Below are 15,930 nucleotides of genomic sequence, written 5' to 3'. Positions count from 1 at the left end.
CGCCGGTTACGCGGCACTGGCCAAGCAAGCTACCAAAGAAAAACTAGCGGGGCTGGCCCATTTGAAACATGTATTGGCTACAAGTGGTGGCGGGTTGTCAGGAGCAGAAGAAATCTTCTTAGATGCCGCGGAAGCACTAGCGCTAACCGAAGGGATGAAACTAACGATTCAGTTTGAGCTGAATGCTTTACATAAAACCTATCAGAAAGCGATCGAAAATGCGGATGAATTATGGCGGGATACGCTTCATGACGCACGAACTATTGGAGAGACGTTGACAGAGGGAGAAATCCTTGAAGCCTTAGCGAGCGGAGGAGCAACGGAAGCGAGTATTCGCACCAAACCGAAAGCAATGTATCAGAAAAAGATAGCCAAGTTAAAATCCATTGAAAAAGACTACGAGGAACTCTTAACTAACATGAAAAAGGCCATGGCCAAGCAGTTAGAGAAGGATCAGGAATTGGCACGGCAGATTGAAAAAGCATAAATGAAGGGGGTGTAGTCAAGTGATTGAGGATTTGGCAAGGGCACTTGAAGATTTACAGAAAAAGACAGAAAAAAACATTAATCCATCTTTTTACTGCCGCGCACAGTAAAGCTACTTCTGAAACACGAAAACAAGTAGTTCACGAAATGGAAAAAGAAAGCACTCAAAAAGTAAAGACAGCGAGTGAACAGTTTTTAGATGCCTTTTCTAATTCGGCTAAAGGAAAATGGAGCAAGGCGGCACATGAAACTTTTAAAGAGACCGGAAAAACGTTAGAAAAATTAAATTAAAAAGAGCTTTTACTTAAACATGAATTTTTAGAAGAAAGCAAGCTTGATTTATCAACTTTTGGCAATTGATTCAATCTGTTAGTACAAAACATCTTTTAATGAAAAAAGCACCGCTTTGTCATGGCGATGCTTTTTTGCTAAATTTTTATGATTACAAAAACCAACTTTGACAGTACAGTTTCCATAAGCGAGTTTTACTGTTACCATAGTTCAGTAGGATAGATCAAATTTTAAGGAAGTGTCACCATGAAAATGATTGGTGAGATGAACGAGAATTTACGCTTGTGGGAATAAACATGAGGAAGTGCCGCTCTCACAAAAAAACGGCAAAAGCATAAGCCAATGCCGTTTTCTATTAGTTAACTCTTATATCATCCCAAAGTGAACAATGATACTCAGGCGGTTCACCATCTCTGACGCGTCTTCGATTTGTCAATACTCTACTCTGCATGATATCTAAAAACTTGTCCGTTGCATCAAACGGATTATCGAATTTATATTTTCCCATAACACCAGCACGATCTGCGGTCATATATACTTCAAAAAGGTCTCCCTTCTTCTCCATTCTTAACTGATACTCTGCTCTTTTGTTGTTTTCTCCTTCAAAAATTGAATATCTTAATTCTTCATAACCTAATAAGTGTATATCATCTTCCAGTACATCTTTAATTTCTTTTAGATCATAATTCATAATTTTCTAATCTCCTTTAACAATCCTAGTTTTTCATACCAATCAACTACTGTTCCTAGTTGTATCTGAGTTCCCCCACCCTCTCCAAATACTTCGGCTATTTTTCCTTGTTGTGGGTTAGATATATCTTCAAATGTAAATTTATAGTCTTTCATGGAACTCAGAAGCTTCTTTTTATCCGCAACATTCAAGTCACTAAATGCTTTTTTAACATTTTCTATATTTATATCTTTTGAAACCTTATATTGATGGTAGGACTTTATGCTTTTAGGATAAGGAAGACCTCTCTCATCATACTCCAATATCTTGCCATTTTCTACAGGACTTGTAAATCGACCATACGAATCACCATACCGATCAATAATTTGTCCAGCCTTCAAGTTCGCATCTGTCATAATGGGTTTACCTGTTTGATCACAAACAAATCCGTCTGCTTTCGGCCATTTTACTTCTCCCACTTCATCTAAATAATCTGGAGACCTGACCAACTCACCACGAGATGATTTATAGGCTACCTCTCCATTTTCAAGCATCACTTTTTCAGCCTTAAACACTTTCGTGCTTTCCTCAATTATATCACCTGTTCGCTTACCCCCGCCAAGATTTAAGTCAAATTCCTGCATCACTTTCTTCAGCGCCTTTTGACTATTTCCTTTTATCGGAACAGCTCCAACACCCGGCGCCGCGAGTTGTCCACGCGGTGGAAGGTTCAAGCTATCACCTAGATGGTTCAGTTGTTTCTTAACCGCTGTTGTGCCTGTATGTACCGGTTCTTTTAGAACAGCTTTCAGTCCTCTTATTCGCGTGAGTGCCATTTTGTTCCCTTGCACGACAAGATTATTCACATTCTTCAATGGCGGACGCATCAGCCGTTCTAGCACCGAACCCGTTGGAAGCCCCTTGATTCCCGTAGAAAAAGCCTTCACTGCTGGAAGCATATCCGCAACGGATAACGCCCCTCTCATCGCTCGTTCGGAAGTCTCAAGCTCTCTGCCACTTACCCAGTCTTTTCCAGAAATTGCTGTCCCAAGCTCCAAACTACCATAGGCTGCCCCGATTGCCAGTCCAGCAGGCGGACAAAAAATTGCCACTCCAACAATCCCCACTGTCACAATGACATTCACCCAAAACTCTTCCTTCTGCTGTTTGTCCTTGATCGACGTATACGCAAACGCTCGCGTATTCAGCATCGCCACCCGAAAATCGTTCTCTGAAACCGTCTCTTCCGGATTCAACTTCTTCCATTCCTGAAACTGGTTTTTCAATTTGTCCGCATACACATTACTCCCACTAAACAAATCATCCATGGTCACTTCTGTTTTCGGCACTTCCCGCTGTTCCTGCGTATAGCTATTCACAAAAACCGTTTCCGTCTTCGTCGCCCCAATCCGATTTGTGGTCGTAAACTTGGACGCATCCAGATTCCGCATTCCTTCTACAAACTGATCCAAGTCTTCAAAGAATGGTCGATCAATTTTCGTATGAATGAGTTCAACCACTTTTCCTGAAAACTGGTGCAAGACTTCAAAATCTTCAAACACGGATTGAAGCTCTTTTTCTAAACTTGTATGACGGAATGAAATCGCTCCATCACAATCCAAATCGCGAATCATTTCCTCGACATCGTCCAAGTTCTCGGACGCTTTCTTTAGCTCATCAATGGCCCCTTTTCCCCAAACGCCTTTTCCGATTAAGTTTCCAATGCTCTCATGCGCACGATCAAAGTCATCTTCCTTGTACTCCACATCTTTCATGCTGTACACTCACCTCTTTGTTGTATTCTAGTTGTACGTTTCCAGTGTAGCACACGAAATGGAATGGGAATGTGACTAACTGATGAAATCGTCTAGTAACGATACAAAAATGGCATAAAAAATAACCCCATCCATTCGGACAAGGTCAACTCATAATCCGTTACTAAATCTTTAAGAGTACAAAAACAATCAGCCCTAATCCAAACCACAATCACTTGTTTTACTGCTACTAAATCTTTAAGAGTACAAAAAACCCATCAGGTATTTCTACGATTTCCAGTTTCGTTTTACTGCTACTAAATCTTTAAGAGTACAAAAACCTCAAAATTAAACGTCTTTATTTTGAAATTCTGTATCTATTGTGGGATTTTCGCAGGATAGGGGTCAGATTTTACTGCTACACAAAACCTCACTTTAAACCGTATCCATTGTCCAGTATATCATATTTTGCTCGAGAATATAATTCCTTTTCTTTTGATGAAACTCCAGAGGATTATGGGTGGGCTACAGGTCGAATGGTTCGGTGAGTTTTTTTATGGATTGCACCGCGCTTTTGTGATACGATTTGTGAGGATATTGAGGAGTGTGAAATGAATGGGATACCAGACTTTATTATTTGATGTGGATGACACGCTGCTGGATTTTAAGGCGGCTGAGGATGATGCGCTGAAACGGCTTTTTCAAAGTGAGAAAATTGATGCCACACCAAGTTTGGTGTCTGCTTACAAGGTGCTTAATGCCGGGCTTTGGCAGGATTTTGAACGCGGAATAATTTCGCGGGATGAGATTTTGAACACAAGGTTTGCGCGCGTTTTTGCGGAATTTGGCAAGAAGGTTGACGGCGTTTTGATGGAAGCGCGCTATCGCGAGTTTTTGGAAGACGGACATGAACTGATTGATGGAGCTAAACCTCTGATTGAAACGCTTTACCAGAAGCATGATTTATATATTGTCACGAACGGGGTTTCAAAAACGCAATATCGGCGCTTGAGGGATTCTGGGATGGATCAGTATTTTCAAGGGATTTTTGTTTCGGAAGATACGGGGTATCAAAAACCAATGCCGGAATACTTCGAATACTGCTTCGAGCGGATTCCAGGGTTTGCCCTGGAGAAAAGTTTGATTATCGGCGATTCACTCAGCTCGGATATTCGTGGGGCGAATTTGGTTGGGCTTGACAGTTGCTGGTTTAACCCGCATGGTCTAACAAACCAGTCCGCAAACAATCCAACGTTTGAAATTAACAATTTGAGTGCACTCGCTGCTATTGTTGAAAAGTAAGCTTGGAGGGATTAAATTTTGAGAAAATGGCTTCTTCGTTTTTTACTGATTATGCTTCTCGCTCTTTCGGGCTGTGCAACGGTGACGAATACGGTGAAGGTCGGACTTGACGGCAAAACGGATCTTTCATTCGATCTGAAACTCGCGAAGCTGGCCGGGCTTTTTACGGGACAAGTGGACGAGCAGGTAAAGGAAAAGCTTGAACAGCAAGGTTTTTCGGTGGAAGAAAAATCGAAGACGCATTATTTGGTAAAGAAAACAGTGAAGTCTTCGGGGAAAAAGTCGATATCAAAGGCGAAATTAAAGAAATACGGGGTTTCTGTGAAAGAAACAAAAGGGCTGTTCGTAAACCGCTACCGTATTGATGCGGAACTGGATGTGCCAAAGTTGATTCAAGAGCATGTGTCGGAAGGGGTTTCGATACCGACTGGGCTGTTTTCGCAAATTGATTATACGCTCGTGCTCGATTTGCCGGTGAAACCGGCAAAAAGCAATGCGGATAACATACATGGGGGGAAAACTCACATGGGATGTGCCGCTCGATGCTAAAAAAGCTTTTTATCTCGAAATGGGCGTACCTAATGTCAAAAACATTGTGATTGCGATTGTGGTGGTCGTCTTGATTCTTGCCGGCGTGATCGTAAGTCTCGTTATGCGGCGGCGCCGAAAGAAAATAAGTTGACTGGATTTTCACCAGTTGACAAATGTAGAAAACGCGTCTAAACTTTACTATATAGTAGTTGCGTTGAAAAGGACATGGTTTTTTTGATTTTCTGTTTTTAGAGAGGGAAGGGCGCTGAAATCTTCCTAACAGGCCTTAAAACTTACCGCCTTGGAGCTGCGGCAGCGAAATGTTAGTAGTTGCCTCCGTATGTGCTGCGTTAAAGCATCTTGAGCTGTTTTTGATAGTTTTGAAAACAGGAAACTTAGGTGGAACCGCGAGCAAAACTCGTCCTTTGATTAGGACGGGTTTTTTTATTTTTTTTACGGAAAAGCAAGCAAACGCAAAGAAAAATACGATGACGAGGACACGTTTTTTAAGAACCGGTTTAAAAGAGAGGGAAGGGTGCTGAAATCTTCCTAACGCAGGCTTAAAATCCACCGCCTCCGAGCAGCGCAGTGAAAAAAAGTAGCTGTAGCCGGTTTAAGACCGTTATCATTTCCGAATGAGCCGATTCTGTTTTTAATCGGGAAGTTGGGTGGAACCACGGGTATAGACACACACTCGTCCCAAATAATTGGACAAGTGTGCCGCATACTAAAAGGAGTGGTTAACATGAACGAACAAGTAGAAATCGTATTCCCAGATGGCAGAAAGGCAAATTATCGGAAAGGTATCAGTCTCGCGGAGATTGCTGAATCAATCAGCCCAAGTTTAGCGAAACGCGTCGTCGTTGGCTCGTTTAATGGAAAACTTTTGGATTTGCGTGCTGAAATTAATGCGGACGGGGCAGTGGCGCTGTTTGATCTTGATTCGAATGAAGGGATCGACGTCATGCGCCACTCGCTTGCCCATGTGATGGCTCAGGCGGTTAAACGGCTTTACAGTCAAGTTGATTTTGGAATCGGTCCCGTGATCGAAAACGGCTTTTATTATGATTTTGACTTAGAAGAAAGTCTGTCAGAAGCGGATCTTGCTGCGATTGAACGAGAAATGGCGGCGATTATTGCAGAAGATTTGCGGTTTGAACGGTTTGAAGTATCCAAGGAAAAAGCACTTGAAATTTTTGCGGATCAACCGCTTAAACTCGAATTGATCGAAGAAATTTCGCAGCACGAATCGCTGTCGATTTATAAGCAGGGCGAGTTTGTCGATCTTTGCCGCGGCCCGCATTTACCTTCGACAAAATATGTAAAGGCGTTTAATTTAAGACGAGTTTCGGGTGCTTATTGGCGCGGTGACAGCGATAATAAAATGCTGCAACGAATTTATGGGGTTGCTTTTAAAGATCAACGTGATTTGGAAGATTATTTCACTTTTCTTGATGAAGCCAAAAAACGGAATCATCGTAAAATCGGAAATGAAATGGATTTATTTATGTTTTCCGAAGAAGCACCGGGAATGCCGTTTTACCTTGAAAATGGGCAAATCATCCGCAATGAACTTGAATCGTACTTGCGGAAAGTGCAAACATTCCATGATTACCGCGAAGTGAAAACACCGCTTCTTATGAATCAGCGGCTTTGGGAACGTTCGGGGCACTGGGATCATTACAAAGACAATATGTACTTTTCAAAAGTGGACGGACAGGATTTTGCGCTCAAGCCAATGAATTGTCCGGGGCATATGCTAATTTTTAAAGACAAGCTGCGTTCGTACCGCGATCTTCCAATTCGGATTGCAGAATTTGGCCAGGTACACCGCCATGAATTTAGTGGCGCATTAAATGGACTTTTGCGAGTTCGCTCATTCTGTCAGGATGATGCGCATATTTTTGTTCGGCGCGATCAAATCCAAGCTGAAATCAGCCTTGCAATGAAACTGATTGATGAACTTTATCAAACTTTCGGTTTTGAGTATCATGTGGAACTCTCGACACGTCCAGAAGATCATATGGGTTCAGATGCACTTTGGGATGAAGCAGAGGCAGCACTTGCAAACGTTCTTGAGTCGATGGATTATGACTATAAAGTCAACGAAGGCGACGGAGCGTTTTACGGGCCGAAGATTGATATTCATATTAAAGATGCCCTTGGAAGAAGCCATCAGTGCGGCACTGTGCAGCTTGATTATCAGATGCCGGAAAAATTTGATTTAACATATGTGGATGCGAATGCGGAGAAGGTAAGACCGGTCGTGATTCACCGCGCAATTTTCGGCTCGCTTGATCGCTTCCTTGGTATTTTGATCGAACACTTTGCAGGCGCTTTCCCGTACTGGCTTGCGCCGGTTCAAGCAGAAATTTTGCCGGTTTCATATGAAGCCCACGGCGAATACGCAGAAGAAATTAAGCAAGCGCTGAAACTTGCGGGGATACGTGTTCAGGCAGATTTTCGTGAGGAAAAACTTGGTTATAAGATGCGTGAGGCGCAGATGCGCAAAATTCCATTCATCTTGGTTGTTGGGGATAAAGAACGGGATAGCGGCTCGGTCAGCGTGCGCGAATATGGTTCGGAGCAAGTGGAAGAGATGCAGCTGGCAGATTTTACTCGGAAACTAGCCGGCTTGATTGAAGCGAAATCACTGCTTCATTCCAACTAACAAACACATCTAGCAGCAAGTTCCATATAGGGGCTTGCTGCTTTTTTATGGGGATAAAAATAAAACTTACGAGCAAAATTTTTTTTGTGTTATAGTAAGTTTTATTGTTAATGAAGGAGTGGTTATTATGCCAAGGAATAGAAAAGAAGCTTTTATTTTTACAACGTTAATGTGTTTTTTGATGGTGCTCGGGATGAGTGTTTATAATCTCTGGCTACATGACAATTTATCATTTAGTTCATTTGTGACTGGATTCATTCCAGCTTTTGTTGCGGCTTTCATTTTAGATGTGTTTATTGTAGGGATTTTAGCGAAGAAGATTGCTTTTCAATTACCGATTAATCATCAAAGTAAGCTTCAACTCGTTTTGACGATCACCGTTTTGATGATTCTTGGAATGGTTACGTTTATGTCGTTATTCGGCTTAGTCATGGAAATAGGCTTTTCAAGTGAAATATGGAGTGCTTACGCGCATACTTGGTTACTTAATTTTCTAGCTGCACTTCCATTACAACTTTTGGTTGTTGGACCATGCTCGCGGTATGTCTTAAGTAACATTCAGCTAAAATCAAGCGCAACAAGGTAAATGTATTAAAAAAATAAAGGTTTTAACAGGCTGATTAGTTGCATCTTTCTGCTGAGGGTGTAAGATAAAAATCGAACGAGAAATAGGAAGGTGATAAATATGGGAATTACGAATACTGTTGAACTGGCAAATGGAGTTAAAATGCCGCAGCTTGGTTTTGGTGTCTGGAAAGTTGAAGACGGCGAAGAAGCGGTAAATTCAGTAAAATGGGCAATTGAAGCAGGTTACCGCAGCATTGATACGGCAGCGGCTTATCGCAACGAAGAAGGTGTCGGACGTGCGATTAAGGAATCGGGTGTGAACCGTGAAGACCTCTTTATCACAACCAAACTTTGGAATGCCGATCAAGGTTATGATTCGACGATTGAAGCATTCCATACGAGTCTCAATAAGCTTGGTCTCGACTACGTGGATCTTTATTTGATTCACTGGCCGGTAGCAGGCAAGTTTAAAGATACATGGCGGGCGTTTGAACAGCTTTACCGGGAAGGGAAAATCCGCGCGATTGGGGTTTGTAACTTCCAAGAACATCACTTGAAGGAATTGATGGCTGATGCAGAAATAACACCGATGGTCAATCAAATCGAACTTCATCCGCATCTTTCGCAAGAACCGCTTCGAGCATTCTGTAAAGCAAATGATATTATCGTAGAAGCATGGTCACCGCTAGGAAATGGTCAACTGCTTCAAGATGCGAAGCTTAAAGCAATTGCAGAAAAATACGGCAAATCGGTGGCGCAAGTCATCATTCGCTGGGATCTTCAAAATGGCATTGTGACGATTCCTAAATCGGTGCATCAAGAGCGGATTATCCAAAATGCCGATGTGTTCGATTTTGAGCTTTCCGCTGAGGATATCAAAGTAATCGACGGCATGAATCAAGATAAACGGACAGGTCCAGATCCAGATAATTTCAATTTTTAAGATGAAAAATCCCTGTATGCGAGAAGCATACAGGGATTTTTTTGCAGAGCGAAAAGTTTATCAGTTGTTTGAATTGATCCGGCCTTTTTTCTCTTAATCCAGAAAATTGCTTTTCGATTTTGGAATGCTTATTATAAACTTAAACGATTTTACAAACATGGAGGGAAAATAAACATGGATTTCGAATTTTCAAAGGAACTTACAGAACTTCAACGTGAGGCACGCAAATTTGCAAACGAAAAAATTCGGCCAGTTGCTGACAAGCTCGATCAAAAGGCTGTTTTCCCGCGCGATCTTTTTACAGAAATGGGGCAAAAAGGCTTTCTTGGCCTGCCGTTTGAAAAGAAATACGGCGGTACTGAAAAAGGCACGCTTGCTTATATGACGGTCGCAGAAGAAATTGCTCGTGCAAGTCTCGGAGTTGCACTCAGTTATGTGGCGGCAGTCTCGATTGGAGCTTCGCCGATTGCGATGTATGGAACGAGCGAACAAAAGGAAAAATTTTTACGCCCGCTTGCGGAAGGGCGTGAACTTGCGGCGTTCGGTTTGACGGAAAAAACGGCTGGATCGGATGCAAAAGGTGTGGAAATGACGGCCGAGAAAGTAAACGGCGATTATGTAATAAATGGTACGAAGCAATGGATCACAAACGCGAACTATGCCTCGCTGATTACGGTTGCTGCCATTACAGGCTATAAACCGTCCGGCGAAAAGATTATTTCTTCAATCATTGTCCCGCTTGATACTCGCGGGGTGAGTGTTTCGAGCCCTTATGACAAAGTTGGTGTGCGCTCGTCGGATACCGGCGAAATTACGTTTAAAGATGTACGGGTTCCTGTAGAAAACCTGCTCGGGGAAGAAGAAGCCGGCTTGAAGCAACTTTTGAATGTCTTAAATGGCGGTAGAATTTCGATTGCGGCCATTTCCGTGGGTCTTGCGCAAGAAGCCCTCGATAAGTCGCTCACGCATTCTCTGGAACGCGAGCAGTTTGGCGGCCCAATTCGGCAGTTTGAGTCTGTTCAATTTAAACTGGCGGATATGGCGACAGAAACCGAAGCTGCGCGGCTCTTAGTTCAAAAAGCCTGCTATTTAAAAGACACAGGCAAAACGTTTATCCGTGAAGCGGCTGCGGCAAAACTATTTGCATCTGAAGCAGCATCGCGGAACGCTAATCGGGCGATGCAGATTTACGGCGGAACCGGATTTATGCGCCCGGCAGGTGTAGAGCGGCTGTTACGTGACTCGAAAATTCTCGAGATCGGCGAAGGAACATCTGAAATTCAGCGGCTTGTGATTGCAAGACAACTTTTTAAAGAAGAAGGAGCGAAATCATAATGGAAGAAATTCGTGCGGTTATTACTGGAACGCTTAATAATTTTAAGAAACTAGCTGGGGATGAGGTTGAAAAGGGAGAAACGATTGCAGAAATTGAATCAATGAAGATGTTGATTCCAGTTGAAGCGCCAAATACTGGGAAGCTTGTGGAATGGTCGGTCGTTGAAGGTGAATTTGTGAATGAAAATGATTCGATCGGGATGCTTGATTAAGATGGCACTTGTTGAATGGGTTTCAGGTGGTGACGGGATTGCAGTCATTACGATTAACCGGAAAGAGCAAGCCAATGCGCTTTCGGATGCTGTTTTAGAAGCGTTTCACGATGTGCTGAGCGAGCTTGAAAATGAACCTTTGCGGGTGATGATAGTGACCGGCGCAGGCGAGCGGGTTTTTTCGGCGGGTGCAGATCTCAAGGAACGTGCTCGTCTAAGCGAGGAAGAGGTTTGGCCCGCGGTTGAGCGGATTCGGAGACTTGCAGAACGAATGGCGAACGTGAAGGTGCCAACGATTGCGGCGCTGAACGGGGCTGCATTTGGCGGCGGGCTCGAACTTGCGCTTGCATGCGATTTTCGGATTGCCGCGCGGGACGCGCGGCTTGGGCTTACGGAAACAAGTCTCGGAATCATTCCAGGCGCTTTCGGTACGGCACGGCTTGCACGGTTAATCGGAACGACGAACGCGATGGAGCTTGTGCTTGCGGCTCGGCGGATTGATGCAGCAGAAGCAGTGCGGCTCGGGATCGTGAGCAAGGCGGCGGATGATGCACGTGAAGAAGCGCTTAGCTTGGCGCGTGAAATCGCTCGAAATGCTCCGCTTGCTGTCCAAATTGCCAAGGAAGTGATTGGGCGCGGGCGCGAACTCCCGCTCTTTGAAGCGTTTGAACTTGAAAAAACAGGTTATTTAAAAACGATTAAAACAGAAGATCGACTGGAAGGGCTTACTGCCTTTCGGGAAAAACGAACGCCGAATTTTAAGGGGAGGTAGAGAAAGTGGACTTGGAGAAACGGATTTCGGCGATTACTGCCGGTGGAAAACAAAAATATCATCAAGCGAATGCTTCAAAAGGCAAGCTTTTCGTGCGCGAGCGTATTAAACAGTTGCTTGATGCGGGAAGCAAATTTCAAGAAGACGGTTTGTTTGCTGCAAGCGAAGCAGAGGGGCTTCCGGCAGACGGTGTTGTTACAGGTCTTGGTTATGTGAATGGCCGGAAAGTTGCTGTCATTGCGAATGATTCGACAGTTAAAGCCGGTTCTTGGGGAACGAAAACGGTTGAAAAAATCATCCGGATGCAAGAAACAGCAGAAAAACTTGGCTTGCCACTGTTTTATTTGGTGGACTCGGCGGGTGCGCGCATCACGGATCAAGTGGAGATGTTCCCCGGAAGACGCGGCGCAGGACGGATTTTTTATAATCAAGTACAGTTGGCAGGGAAAATTCCGCAAATCTGTCTTTTATTTGGGCCTTCTGCAGCAGGTGGCGCTTACATACCGGCATTTTGCGATGTCGTCGTGATGGTCGAAGGAAACGCTTCGATGTATCTTGGTTCACCGCGAATGGCAGAAAAAGTAATCGGTGAAAAAGTAACACTTGAAGAAATGGGCGGCGCTCGAATGCACTGCACGGTTTCCGGTTGCGGCGACGTGCTTGTTTCGACTGAAACGGAAGCGCTTGACTTTGCACGTGCTTACCTTTCTTATTTGGACTACGAACAAGCTGAGGCGGAAGCGGCTGAAAGCAGTAAAAGTTTGGCGGAAGTCATTCCAGAAAATCCGAATGCCCCGCTTAATATGTATCAAGTAATTGATACACTCATTGATGCGGGCAGTTTCCTTGAAATAAAAGCCTTGTTTGCACGTGAACTAATCACAGGTTTTGCCCGCTTGAACGGCAAATCAGTCGGCATCGTCGCGAACCAATCAATCGTAAAAGGCGGCGTGCTCTTCCCAGATTCAGCAGACAAAGCCGCAAAATTCATCCAAATCTGCAATGCCTACCGAATTCCGCTATTGTTCCTTGCAGATGTACCAGGCTTTATGATCGGCTCACAAGTTGAAAAAGCTGGCATTATCCGCCACGGTGCCAAAATGATCGCGGCAGTCAGCGAAGTTACCGTCCCGATTATTTCTGTGATTGTAAGAAAAGCATACGGCGCCGGACTTTACGCCATGGCAGGCCCAGCGTTTGATCCGGATGCGGTTTTGGCGCTGCCCTCAGCTGAGATTGCGTGATGGGGCCTGATGCGGCCGTTAACGCCGTATATGCTGGTAAGATTGCCGAACTGTCGGAATCTGAACGCGCGGCTTTTGTCGCTGAAAAAATCGCTGAATACCAAGCCGAAATTGACATTTTTAAAGAAGCATCCGAACTGATCGTCGATGATGTGGTTGAGCCGACAAGGCTTAGAAATGAACTTCTGGAGCGGTTTGCTTTTTATGAAGGAAAACGCGAAACGACAATTACTCATAAAATCTATCCGATGTAAGCAGGTGAAACCATGTTCGATAAATTCTACAAAAAAAAAACGCAGTGAACGGCTTGATACACTTCAACAGGCGGCTGATCTTTCAGAGGAAGAACGAGCTCTTTTGGAACGGGAAGGCACGCTTTCGCTAGATACGGCCGAGCATATGGTTGAAAATTTGATTGGCACCTATTCGATTCCAGTGGGGCTTGGGCTGAACATGCGAATCAATGATAAGGATTACGCGGTTCCGATGGCAACAGAAGAGCCGTCGGTGATTGCGGCGCAAAGCGCCGCAAACAAGCTGATTCGAGCGGCTGGAGGGTTTCAAGCAGAAGCTTCGCCGCGCATGATGATCGGCCAGATTGCTCTTTCGGGCGTGCAAAATGGCAAAGAAGCATCGGGTGCGATTCTCGGAGCAAAAACAGAGCTAATCACTTTAGCAAACGAGGCTCATCCGTCTTTAAAAAAACGTGGCGGTGGTGCGGCTGATATTACGGTGCGTGAAGTGAAAACACCGCAGGAAAATCTTCTTGTCGTACATTTAGCGGTTAATACGCTGGATGCGATGGGCGCCAATATGATCAATACGATGGCAGAAGCTGTTGCCGCAAGACTTGAGCAGCTTTCGGGCGGAACGGCAGAAATGAAAATACTGTCAAACTTGGTCGACCAAGCGACGGCAACAGCGAGATGTGAAATTCCAGCGGCATTGCTTGCCGGAAAAGGCTATAGTGGCGAGGAAGTGCGTGACCGGATTGTTTGGGCCTATCACTTTGCGGAAAACGATATTTATCGTGCGGCGACACACAATAAGGGGATCATGAACGGAATTGATGCGGTTATTCTCGCTTTCGGAAATGATACCCGCGCAGTTGAGGCGGCCTGTCATGCTTACGCGGCGCGAAATGGAAAATACGGCCCGATGAATCGCTGGACGGTTTCAAAGACGGGCAGCCTGGTTGGAGAGATGACCTTGCCGATGCCAGTTGCAGCAGTTGGCGGCTCGATCAAAATTGTTCCGCTCGCAAAGCTCGCTCAAAAAATTGTGCGGCTTGAATCGGCAGAGGAACTTGCGATGCTTACGGTTTCGGCCGGGCTTGCGCAAAATTTGGCAGCTTTGCGTGCTCTTGTGACAGAAGGCATTCAAGCGGGGCACATGTCGCTTCAAGCTAAATCAACAGCCATTTCGGCTGGGGCAGTCGGAGAAGAAATCGAGCAGGTAGCACGTGAAATGACAGCTACAAAAAGTATCAGCTTGGCTACGGCGGCAGAAATTATTGAACGGCTTCATAAAACTGAATAATTGAAAATGAGCTGAGGCGAAGCCGTTCAGCTTATTTTTTGGTCAAAAATAATTCAATTATGGTATAATTCAGAAAAAAACAACTAGAGGAGCAATGAAAATGACGAAAAAAAAAGGGATTTATGTATGCGGGTATTGTAGTGGTACTAATTATTTCAGCAGCAATCGGAGCGCATATATACAAGATCAATCAGTATAAAGGAGTCGACATTACATCTTATCCATTTTCGTATCGGGAGCCGTTCGTCTATCAAATGGCGTTTATTCCAAGGAGCGAAGAAGCTCCAAGTTATTATTTTGAGAAAGCGAATTGTTTAACAAAAGTAAAATTTGAAAGTCCCACGCAGATGTCTTATCAAGAAAACAATGGAAAATCCTTGTTAACGGTGGACTTTGATTACGGAACTCTTGGAACAATGCTTGAACTGTTTCGGATGCTGATTCAAAATGATCAAGCAGGGCTAGTAAAGATTCATTATTCCAAGGAGCAAATTGATATTGAATCTTCACAAATGAAAAACTTGAAATTTTCACTGGTTTCAAGCAGCCGTGCGAATGAATTAACCGTCAACCCGCCAGCACATCCAGATTATGTGTTTTTTAACGTAAAAACAAATGCTAAGAAACTAACGATGAAACTTTCTGGAAAACGCGATGAAAATAATTATGCGGAATGGCTAATCTTAGATGAAAATCAAAAAGTTATCAAAAAAGTGACGGCCTATTAAGGCCCTATAAGTATGGTTTTTGAACTCAAAAAAACGCATTGGAAAACTCCGATGCGTTTTTTAGTAGACAGCCACACGATTACGACCACTTTTTTTGGCAGAATATAGCGCTTTGTCAGCCATTTGATAAAGCTTTAGATACTCGTTTGGATGGAGTTCAGAGCTTGCAAGTCCGGCTGAGATGGTAACAGAGATCGGTTGTTCGCTTCCAATGTCGATCAGCAAGTTTTCGACGGCTTCACGGATTTTTTCGGCGGTTTCTGAGGCTTCTTCCAGCGTGATCTTTGGAAGAAGCAAACAAAATTCTTCACCGCCAACGCGGAACAAGTAATCATAATTCGGCGCATTTTTGCGAAGCACATGGGCAATATCCTGCAAGACTTTATCACCAACACTGTGCCCGTATGTATCGTTCACGTTCTTGAAAAAGTCGATATCGAGGATAAGCAAATTCAAACTTGGTGGATTTTCTGCGTGAGTGAACTGGTGAAACAGCTGGTTAAATGAGCGGACATTCGCAAGTCCAGTTAGAAAATCTGTGTACGCCAGCTCTTTTTCTTCGAGCCGTGCAAGCCTTGAACGTTCCATGTCATGAATCACATAACTGACGAAAAACAATGTGAGAAATGAAAAGAATGTGGTTAAAAGAATAATCACAATTGCAAACTGAGTTAAATCTTGAAAGACCAGTAAATTGACGGAACTTAAAAGTAAACTGAATAGATTTAAGATGATTAAATTCAGTTTGTCGCTCCACTTTCGCTTTAAAAATGGAATGAATAGCGAACTTATGAACGCAAATACAAGCAGGGAAAGTAAACCAAAAATGGCAGCTGCATCCATGCTTAGTGTAAAGCGCAAAAGTCCCATCAAAAAAGGCGCAAT

The 15,930-nt window shown here is 43.9% G+C and carries 14 protein-coding genes, 3 pseudogenes and 1 other annotated feature; of the genes and pseudogenes, 14 read left to right on the top strand and 3 right to left on the bottom strand.

Annotated features, from left to right (window positions below; all coding sequences use genetic code 11):
- Together MFLO_RS13150 and MFLO_RS15620 are read left to right on the top strand one after the other, a co-directional pair.
- Positions 1-487: pseudogene (locus tag MFLO_RS13150) on the top strand (hypothetical protein); the annotation flags it as partial.
- Between the two features lie 146 nt (positions 488-633).
- The gene (locus MFLO_RS15620; RefSeq protein ID WP_156065871.1) at positions 634-777 is read left to right on the top strand and encodes a hypothetical protein; all 144 of its coding nucleotides are present in this window, start codon (positions 634-636) and stop codon (positions 775-777) included.
- 355 nt (positions 778-1,132) lie between these two features.
- Here the strand turns inward: MFLO_RS15620 and MFLO_RS13140 are convergent, their stop codons facing one another.
- Positions 1,133-1,468 carry an Imm59 family immunity protein gene (locus MFLO_RS13140; RefSeq protein ID WP_036098467.1) on the bottom strand — a complete coding sequence of 112 codons (336 nt, stop codon included), beginning with the start codon at positions 1,466-1,468 and terminating at the stop codon, positions 1,133-1,135.
- Entirely contained in the window at positions 1,465-3,222 is a 1,758-nt protein-coding gene (locus MFLO_RS16635; protein WP_241433667.1) for a TNT domain-containing protein, read from the bottom strand. The genes MFLO_RS13140 and MFLO_RS16635 overlap by 4 nt, the downstream gene beginning before the upstream one ends.
- A gap of 594 nt (positions 3,223-3,816) precedes the next feature.
- Here MFLO_RS16635 and MFLO_RS13125 point away from each other — a divergent pair.
- The 12 genes and pseudogenes from MFLO_RS13125 to MFLO_RS13070 all read left to right on the top strand — a co-directional run bounded on the left by MFLO_RS13125 (position 3,817) and on the right by MFLO_RS13070 (position 15,045).
- The gene (locus tag MFLO_RS13125) at positions 3,817-4,503 is read left to right on the top strand and encodes a YjjG family noncanonical pyrimidine nucleotidase (RefSeq protein ID WP_036098466.1); all 687 of its coding nucleotides are present in this window, start codon (positions 3,817-3,819) and stop codon (positions 4,501-4,503) included.
- An 18-nt stretch (positions 4,504-4,521) separates the two neighbouring features.
- Positions 4,522-5,052 (top strand): hypothetical protein, encoded by a 531-nt coding sequence (locus MFLO_RS13120; protein ID WP_051993675.1) that lies wholly within the window; start codon positions 4,522-4,524, stop codon positions 5,050-5,052.
- Positions 5,012-5,185, top strand: coding sequence for a hypothetical protein (locus tag MFLO_RS15615; protein ID WP_156065868.1), 174 nt, complete (start codon positions 5,012-5,014; stop codon positions 5,183-5,185). The genes MFLO_RS13120 and MFLO_RS15615 overlap by 41 nt, the downstream gene beginning before the upstream one ends.
- A gap of 54 nt (positions 5,186-5,239) precedes the next feature.
- Positions 5,240-5,463: a binding site (T-box leader), on the top strand.
- A gap of 316 nt (positions 5,464-5,779) precedes the next feature.
- Positions 5,780-7,705 carry a threonine--tRNA ligase gene (thrS, locus tag MFLO_RS13110; protein WP_036098464.1) on the top strand — a complete coding sequence of 642 codons (1,926 nt, stop codon included), beginning with the start codon at positions 5,780-5,782 and terminating at the stop codon, positions 7,703-7,705.
- Between the two features lie 127 nt (positions 7,706-7,832).
- A complete protein-coding gene (locus MFLO_RS13105; RefSeq protein WP_036098463.1) occupies positions 7,833-8,291 on the top strand; it encodes a DUF2798 domain-containing protein in 459 nt (152 codons plus the stop codon).
- Between the two features lie 99 nt (positions 8,292-8,390).
- Positions 8,391-9,215: an aldo/keto reductase gene (locus tag MFLO_RS13100; RefSeq protein WP_036098462.1), complete on the top strand. Its 825-nt coding sequence runs from the start codon at positions 8,391-8,393 to the stop codon at positions 9,213-9,215.
- Positions 9,216-9,389: 174 nt separating this feature from the next.
- Positions 9,390-10,550 (top strand): acyl-CoA dehydrogenase family protein, encoded by a 1,161-nt coding sequence (locus tag MFLO_RS13095; RefSeq protein ID WP_036098461.1) that lies wholly within the window; start codon positions 9,390-9,392, stop codon positions 10,548-10,550.
- Positions 10,550-10,762 (top strand): acyl-CoA carboxylase biotin carboxyl carrier protein subunit, encoded by a 213-nt coding sequence (locus MFLO_RS13090; RefSeq protein WP_036098459.1) that lies wholly within the window; start codon positions 10,550-10,552, stop codon positions 10,760-10,762. Before MFLO_RS13095 ends, MFLO_RS13090 begins: the two co-directional genes overlap by 1 nt.
- Positions 10,737-11,534 (top strand): enoyl-CoA hydratase-related protein, encoded by a 798-nt coding sequence (locus MFLO_RS13085; protein WP_241433668.1) that lies wholly within the window; start codon positions 10,737-10,739, stop codon positions 11,532-11,534. The genes MFLO_RS13090 and MFLO_RS13085 overlap by 26 nt, the downstream gene beginning before the upstream one ends.
- Before the next feature lie 5 nt (positions 11,535-11,539).
- Positions 11,540-13,032, top strand: a pseudogene (locus MFLO_RS13080) (acyl-CoA carboxylase subunit beta).
- Between the two features lie 12 nt (positions 13,033-13,044).
- Positions 13,045-14,317: pseudogene (locus tag MFLO_RS13075) on the top strand (hydroxymethylglutaryl-CoA reductase, degradative).
- A gap of 140 nt (positions 14,318-14,457) precedes the next feature.
- On the top strand, positions 14,458-15,045 hold the full coding sequence (locus MFLO_RS13070; protein ID WP_149023058.1) for a hypothetical protein: 588 nt from the start codon (positions 14,458-14,460) through the stop codon (positions 15,043-15,045).
- 60 nt (positions 15,046-15,105) lie between these two features.
- Here the strand turns inward: MFLO_RS13070 and MFLO_RS13065 are convergent, their stop codons facing one another.
- The gene (locus MFLO_RS13065; protein WP_162148163.1) at positions 15,106-15,906 is read right to left on the bottom strand and encodes a GGDEF domain-containing protein; all 801 of its coding nucleotides are present in this window, start codon (positions 15,904-15,906) and stop codon (positions 15,106-15,108) included.
- Positions 15,907-15,930 lie beyond the last annotated feature (24 nt).

This window comes from Listeria floridensis FSL S10-1187 (genome assembly GCF_000525875.1).
GTDB lineage: Bacteria > Bacillota > Bacilli > Lactobacillales > Listeriaceae > Listeria > Listeria floridensis.
This window is presented reverse-complemented; position numbering and strand designations above follow the sequence as displayed.